This window comes from Chromobacterium subtsugae, from assembly GCF_001676875.1.
Taxonomy (GTDB): domain Bacteria; phylum Pseudomonadota; class Gammaproteobacteria; order Burkholderiales; family Chromobacteriaceae; genus Chromobacterium; species Chromobacterium subtsugae.
In genome coordinates this window covers 42,656-49,706 of record NZ_JYKA01000026.1, presented here as the reverse complement: position 1 = coordinate 49,706, position 7,051 = coordinate 42,656, and the positions used below count along the sequence as shown (strand labels likewise).

General features: G+C 65.0%; 6 protein-coding genes and 1 pseudogene. 3 read left to right on the top strand and 4 right to left on the bottom strand.

Features of this window, described 5'->3' with window-relative positions; genetic code table 11:
* Positions 1-418 (bottom strand): annotated as a pseudogene (locus MY55_RS24335) (transposase); the annotation flags it as partial.
* A gap of 365 nt (positions 419-783) precedes the next feature.
* Here MY55_RS24335 and MY55_RS21045 point away from each other — a divergent pair.
* Positions 784-2,100 (top strand): esterase/lipase family protein, encoded by a 1,317-nt coding sequence (locus MY55_RS21045; protein ID WP_157889400.1) that lies wholly within the window; start codon positions 784-786, stop codon positions 2,098-2,100.
* Here MY55_RS21045 and MY55_RS21040 read toward each other — a convergent pair.
* Both MY55_RS21040 and yaaA read right to left on the bottom strand, forming a co-directional pair.
* Entirely contained in the window at positions 2,018-2,545 is a 528-nt protein-coding gene (locus MY55_RS21040) for a GNAT family N-acetyltransferase (protein WP_065202965.1), read from the bottom strand. The genes MY55_RS21045 and MY55_RS21040 overlap by 83 nt on opposite strands.
* Positions 2,546-2,599: 54 nt before the next feature.
* Entirely contained in the window at positions 2,600-3,373 is a 774-nt protein-coding gene (gene yaaA / locus MY55_RS21035) for a peroxide stress protein YaaA (protein ID WP_047237246.1), read from the bottom strand.
* Between the two features lie 114 nt (positions 3,374-3,487).
* Between yaaA and dtd the strand changes: the two genes are divergently transcribed.
* Both dtd and MY55_RS21025 read left to right on the top strand, forming a co-directional pair.
* Positions 3,488-3,940, top strand: coding sequence for a D-aminoacyl-tRNA deacylase (gene dtd / locus MY55_RS21030; RefSeq protein WP_043575630.1), 453 nt, complete (start codon positions 3,488-3,490; stop codon positions 3,938-3,940).
* Between the two features lie 4 nt (positions 3,941-3,944).
* On the top strand, positions 3,945-5,000 hold the full coding sequence (locus MY55_RS21025; RefSeq protein WP_052258079.1) for an FUSC family protein: 1,056 nt from the start codon (positions 3,945-3,947) through the stop codon (positions 4,998-5,000).
* An 81-nt stretch (positions 5,001-5,081) separates the two neighbouring features.
* Here MY55_RS21025 and MY55_RS21020 read toward each other — a convergent pair whose 3' ends face one another.
* Positions 5,082-6,860: a lytic transglycosylase gene (locus tag MY55_RS21020; protein ID WP_244270705.1), complete on the bottom strand. Its 1,779-nt coding sequence runs from the start codon at positions 6,858-6,860 to the stop codon at positions 5,082-5,084.
* Positions 6,861-7,051 lie beyond the last annotated feature (191 nt).

Here is a 7,051-nt window from a genome sequence, read left to right as displayed (position 1 = left end):
AGGATTCGCTGCCGCTCCGCACGATCGTCTCGAGGGTGAGGGCGGTAAAAATAGGTAGCTTGCCGCAGCTGAATGACTGCGGTGGCGCGACGGATGCTGACGCGGTACGCGTCGATCAGGAAGTTGGCCAACTCGCGTTTGCGGCCCGGCCTCACAGCTTTTTTTGGATGACTTCCTGCAGCATCTGCTTGTCCAAGCTCAGGTCGGCGACCATGCGCTTGAGACGGGCGTTCTCTTCTTCCAGTTGTTTCAGGCGGCGCAACTCGCTGACGCCCAGGCCGCCGTATTTCTTCTTCCAGTTGTAGAAGGTGGCTTCGGAGACGCCCATCTTGCGGCAGACCTCGGCGACGGTGGTGCCGGACTCCGCCTGGCGCAACGCGAAGGCAATCTGTTCTTCGGTGAACTTCGATTTTTTCATGACAAACCTCCTGCCCGGATGGGCTTAAATTTGCCAGAAATCTCTACTTTTCGCCGCTACGTTTTTGCGGGAGGAGGTCAGTCACAAGGCCTGAATGCGCTCCTGCTCGTTGCTGGGGAGAAGAGGGCTTTGCATCTAGATTGACTCCGTGATGCGGTATACAAATATAGTATCGATTCGGATTTGCCGGTTTCATAATCCGGGCCGCCGAATTCAGGCAACCGCCCCGGCAGCTTCCGCCGGGTTTTTTTCTTGGCGGCTGGAGAGGCGCCGGGATGTCTCGCCGTGCGGTAGTGTCGTCGCAGCGCTAGTGGTATGGTTTGTGTTGACGTTGTCATTTTCTGGCGCGATCGGGAGGAGGCGGAGTGACGAATTCGCGGGTGAGCCGTTTCTGCCATGCTCTGGCGCTGTGCGCCGCGTTGGCCGGGTGCGCGATGTCGCCGCGGGGGGGCGAGCTGTGCAGCTTCTCCGGCGCGGCGCAGTCGGCAAGGCCGGGGGCGGTGATCGTCAATCTGTACGCTTTGGGAGAGGGCCTGCCAGAGCTGGCCGCGCAGCAAGTGTTGCCGCAGGGTGGGGAGTGGCGGCTGGCGGCCGCGCCGGGGCGCTATCTGGCGTTGGCGTTCCAGGACGAGGCGGGCGACCAGCAATGGAGCGGCGGCGAGTCTTGGGGCGAGGCCGGCGGCGGCGAGCCGCTGGTCTGCGCGGGAGGCAGGCCGCTGCGCGGATTGGATATCGATCTGGGATCGCGGCAGCCAGGCGGCGAGGTGCGCAAGATGCTGCAGGAGTCACGGCCTGGGCCGCTTGCTCTGCCGCAGGGCCGCGCGTTGAGCGTGGGGGAGGTCGGCAGGATGGATGATCCGCTGTGGACGCCGGAGTATGGGCAGCAGGGCATCTGGCATCCGGACCTGTTTATGCGCCAGGCGCATCCCGGCATTTATTTCCTGCATCCGTACCAGGAGGGCAAGATCCCGGTGCTGTTCATTCATGGCATGGGCGGGACGCCGCGCAACTTCGACACGTTGGTCCAGAGTTTGGACGTCAGCCGTTTTCAGCCATGGCTGGCGTTTTACCCCAGCGGGAGCGATTTGACGGTTTCGGCGCAAATGCTGCACGTGGTTTTGCTGCAATTGCAGCGGCGCTTTCATTTTCCGAGTTTGGTGGTGGTTGCGCACAGCATGGGCGGGCTGGTGGCGCGCCAGCTGTTGCTGGACATGGCTGTGGATCGGTCGGCGGTCACGGTGCCGCTGCTGTTGACACTGGCGACGCCATGGGCCGGGGATGGCGGCGCAGGCGTGGGGGTGAGGCGCACGCCGGCGCCATGGGTAGTGGACAGCTGGCGCAATCTGGCGCCGGACAGCGTTTTTTTGCGGCAATTATTCGTGCGCGCGGACGGCTCGCCCAAGACACTGCCGGCGGCGACCCGGCATGTGTTGCTGTTCGGCTTTCAGCGCGGCAGATGGATGTCGCGGGAACCAGGGGATGGCCGGGTAGCGCTGAGCAGCCAACTGCGCGACGAGGCGCAGAGCCAGGCTTCCCGCATCAAGGGTTACCAGCAATCTCATGCCGGCATTCTGCATGCGGATGAAGTGTCGCGCGATGTCAGCGCGGCGCTGGCCAGCTATGCGCTGCCGGCTGCTGGTCAGCCGGATGGCGGGCGAAGGCCGCCAATGCTGCGCCGCTGATGCGGTAATACACCTTGTCCTCCACCACGCCGGCGCCTATTCGGTCATAGAAGGCGAGGGCTGCCTGGTTGCCGCGCTCGGCGGTCCAGTCCAGCCGTTGGCAGCCGCGCTCCAGCGCCAAGCTGGCTAAGGCTCGCAGTAGGGCCTGGCCGGCGCCGCTGCCGCGGGCTTCCTTGCGGGTGAACAGATCCTTCATGAACAGCTGGCCGCTGTACTCCGGCGCGGGGTAGAGCAGGGAGAATGTCGCCAGGCCGAGCGTTTGGCCATCGCGCTGGGCCAGCATGGTCTGCACGCCGCAGTGCGGCTGGAACAGATTGGCGGCGACATAGCGTGCCGAGGCGTCCAGATTGGCGCGGTCGGCGCCGAAATAATGCCGGTCTATCAGGTAAAACAGCTCGGCCAGCACATCGCAATCGGCCGGTGTGGCCAGTCGGGTAGTGATCATGTCTTTATCCTGTCGGGCCGGGTGTTGCCGGCCATGGCTCGGATGGAGCGGAGGTTATTCCAGATCGCGGCGGAACACCCAGGTCAGCTCGCTGGAGGCTGAGGCGTCGAAAGCGTAGCCTTCGCTGTCGAAGTCGCGCAAAGCTTCCGGCTGCAGCACGCGATGCTCGGCGGCCCAGCGCGCCATCAGGCCGCGCGCGCGCTTGGCGTAGAAGCTGATGATCTTGTACTGGCCATTCTTGCGGTCCTGGAATACCGGCGTCACGATGGCGGCGTTCAGCTGCTTCGCTTTGACCGACTTGAAATACTCTTCCGATGCCAGGTTGACCAGGACGCTTTGTCCCAGCTGTTCCAGTTGCGCGTTCAGCGCGTCGGTGACGATCCGTCCCCAGAACTCGTACAGGTTCTTGCCGCGCGGGTTGGCCAGCCGGGTGCCCATTTCCAGGCGGTAGGCCTGCATCAGGTCCAGCGGACGCAGCACGCCGTACAGGCCGGACAGGATGCGCAGGCGCTGCTGCAGGTAGCCGGTGGCGTCGGGACTCAGGCTACCGGCGTCGAGGCCTTCGTAGACATCTCCCTTGAAGGCGTACAGCGCCTGTTTGGCGTTGTTCGGGGCAAATGGCGGCTGCCAGTCGGCGTAGCGGCCGACGTTGAGGTTGGCCAGCGCGTCGCTGATGCTCATCAACTGGCTGATTTCCAGCGGGCTTTTGCGTCGCAGCTCGCTTATCAGTTCGGCGCTGTGCTCCAGCAGGCTGGGCTGGCTGAATTGCGCGGAGGCGGGGGGCGTCTGGTAGTCCAGCGTCTTGGCCGGCGAGATGACCATCAACATGCGGCAAATCCTTTTGATGAATAGCCGGCTATTGTAGCAAGCTTGCCGCCGCGGGCGGCGCGCGGCGGCGGGATTGGATAGAATGAACCGTGTGTGATGACGAGGAGGAGCCGGATGCGGGTGTTGGTGCAGAGAGTCAGCCAGGCGGAGGTGACGGTTGCCGGCGAGGTAAAGGGGCGTATAGGCGAAGGCTTGCTGCTGCTGGTGGGCGTGGAAGAGGCGGATGGCGGCGACGATATCGGCTGGCTGGTGCGCAAAATCAGCCAGCTGCGCATTTTCGGCGACGAGAACGGGGTGATGAACCGTTCGCTGCTGGAGAGCGGCGGGCAGGCGCTGGCGGTCAGCCAGTTCACCTTGCACGCCAGCGTGAAAAAAGGCAATCGGCCATCGTATTCGCGCGCGGCGCGCGGCGAGATTTCGCAGCCCTTGTTCGACCGCTTCGTCGCCGAACTGGCGGCGGCGCTGGGCAAGCCGGTGCCTACCGGGGTGTTCGGCGCCGACATGCTGGTGAGCCTGGTCAATGATGGTCCGGTGACCATCTGGCTGGATAGCCGCAATCCGGAGTGAGGCGATGAACAAGCTGCCGTGGCGGGTGCTGGTGGTGCCGTATTACCTGAACCGCTACGCGCGCCAGGTGCATGTGTTGCGGGTGGCGCTGGCGTTTTTGTTCGGCTTGCTGCTGACGCTCTGGTCCGGCATGCCGCATGGCGGCTGGATGCTGGTGACGATTTTGATCGTGTTGGGCGGCGCGCCGCACTGGGGCGGCGTTCAGCGCAAGGCCTTGGAGCGTATGGGCGGTTCGCTGCTGGGGGCGCTGGCCGGCCTGGCCGCCATCGTGCTGCATGGCTGGTCGCCGTATGCCTGTTATGCATGGATGGCGGCGGTGGTGGGTCTGAGCACCTGGCACGCCCAGGGCCGCGGCGGTTACCTGGCCTTGCTGACCGGCATCACGCTGGTGATTGTCGGCGGCCTGGGCGACGAACCCATCGCCGAAGCGCTGTGGCGCAGCTGCAATGTGTTGATCGGCTCGCTGATCGGCATGGCGGCGGCGGCCACGCTGCCGTTGCGGGCGATAGACAGCTGGCGCTTTCTGCTGGCGGACAATCTGCGCGAGGCGGCGCTGCTGTACAACCGCATCGCGCGGCGCCTGCCGGTGGAGGGCGATGCCGCGCTGGCGGAGTTCAACGCTCGGTTGATCCTGATGCGGGGCTTGCTGCCGGCGGTGACGCAGGAGTCGTCGCTGGCGCACGGCCGGCTGGAGCAGGTGCAGCGTTGCCAGCGCGGCATGTGGACGCTGCTGGACCGGATGGCGGAAGTGGCGGCGGCGACGCCGGCCTTGGCGGAGGAGCGTTCGCCGCGGCGCGCCATCGTGCGCACCTTGCTGCGCGCGGCGCATGCGTTGCGTTTCAACCAGCCGCAGCTGCTGGAGCAGCCCTTGCCGGCGGCTGACAATCCGTCGCGGATGCAGTGGCCGTCGCATTGCCATTGGCTGGTGGCGGAGTTGACGCTGACGGTGGAGGAGTTGCGGCAAAACCTGCGCCAGACGCTGCCGCAGCTGATCGCGGTGCCGCCGCCGGCGCGCAGCCTGGTGCGGCGCATGCTGGGTTTGGGGCGGGGGATGAAATAGCCCAAGGACGCGCGCCATCGGATATGAAAACGGCCCGGAATGTTCCGCGCCGTTCATCGTTCAGCTAGGTGGCGGCGGCGCTCACAGGCCGACGATCTTCACCTTTTGCCCCGGCTGCAGGCGACTGGCCTGGCGGCTGCCATTGAGGCGCTGGATGTCGTCGTGCTTGACGCCGAAGCGGCGGGCGATGCTGAACAGGGTGTCGCCGCGTTTCACCGTGTATTCGGTGGAGTGGCGGGCCGGCGCGGGCCGGCTGTCGCTGACCTGGATCAGGGCCGGGTCGGCGTCGCGGTCGGACGGGCCGGCGCTGGCCAGCTGAGTCTCGCCTTGTTCGACGGATTGCAGCTGCAGTTGCTGGCCGACTTGTACCATATTGCCGTCCAGCCTGTTCAGCGACTTGAGTTCTTCCACGGCCAGATTGTTGCGGCGGGCGATGCTGTACAGGGTGTCGCCGCTGGCGACGGTATAGCTGCCGATATCGCGGGTGGCCAGCGACTTGGCGGCGCCGTCCTGAACTCCGGCGCTGGCGATCACCACGGTTTGACGCGGGGCGGCATCCTGCGCCTGGGGCGCCGCGGGGGCGGCGGTAGCGGTCATGATGACGGGGGCGGGAGTTGCCTGAGCAACTGCGGGCGCCGGCTGCGGCGCGGCGGCGGTGTCGGCCTTGGCCAGCAGGGTGGCGCCGGCCGGCGCGTCGCCGATCTGCGCATCGGTGGACTCCAGCGGCTGGCCATCGTTCAGGGTTTTGTTCATCGCCACCAGAACCGGTTGGCCGGCCTTCAGCGTCGGGCTGTTCAGGCGATTGGCCGCTTGCAGCTGGCCGGCGCTCATGCCGTGGCTGCTGGCGATGCTGTTGGCGCTTTCATCGGTTTTGGGGATGTAGACTTCCCAGGTCAGCAGCGGCTGGTTCCATTTGTCCAGATTGGCCTGGAACTTGTCGGCCTTGGCGGCGGGCAGCAGCATCTGCCGGCCGGCCTTGTAGGCGAACACCGGCAGGTTGAAGGCCGGGTTCAGCTCTTTGAACTCCGCCACCGATATGCCGGCCAGCCGGGCGGCGATGTCGATGTTCATGTGCTTGCTGGCGGAAACCGCGACGAAGTAGGGCTTGTTGGGAAACTTGTCCAGCCGCACGCCGAATTTTTCCGGATTCAGCAGGATGTTGCGCACCGCCAGCAGCTTGGGCACGTAGTTGCGGGTTTCGTTGGGCAGGCGGATGCTTTCGTAGGTGGCCGGCTGGCCTGCGGCCTGCGCTTTGGCAAGCGCGCGCGCGACATTGCCTTCGCCCCAGTTGTAGGCGGCCAGCGCCAGGTTCCAGTCGCCGAACTGGGCGTACAGGTTTTGCAGGTAGTCCAGCGCGGCGCGGGTCGACTCCATCACGTCGCGGCGGCCGTCGTACCACCAGGTTTGCTCCAGGCCGTATTGACGGCCGGTGGCCGGCATGATCTGCCACAGCCCGGACGCGCCGGTGGGGGAGATATAAGCGGGCACGCGCGACAGCGCGGTGGGAACGAAGGCGCTTTCCACCATCGGCAGCAGCGCGATTTCGGTCGGCATGCCGCGGCGCTCCACCTCGTTCATGATATGGAACAGGTATTTGCGGCTGCGGTCCAGCGTGCGCTTGAAGTATTCCGGCCGGCTGGCGTAGAAACGCTCCTGCCGGCGCACGGTGTCGGCGTTGACCTCGTCCAGCCGGAAACCTTCCCTGGCCCGTTTCCAGACGTCGTCGCCATTGCGCAACAGGCTGGAGTTCTGCAGCATCATATCCAGGCCGGCGGCCATCCCTTCATCTACGCCGGGAGCGCGAACGACGGGGTCGGCGCCGGCGATGGCCGGCGATGCGGATAGCAATGCTAGAGACACGGTTAGTGCCAACGGGGTGAGGCGTTTCATGCAGACGGGCCCATAATTCAGATTCCGGCTGATCCTAAACATGCGCATATGGGGTGTCAATTGAAAAAACCACATATTTTCATGCGCTTTCATTGTTAATAGCCTATTTGCCAGGCGTGTGAAGTCGATTGGCGTCCGGCCTAGGGAATTTACTTATCCTG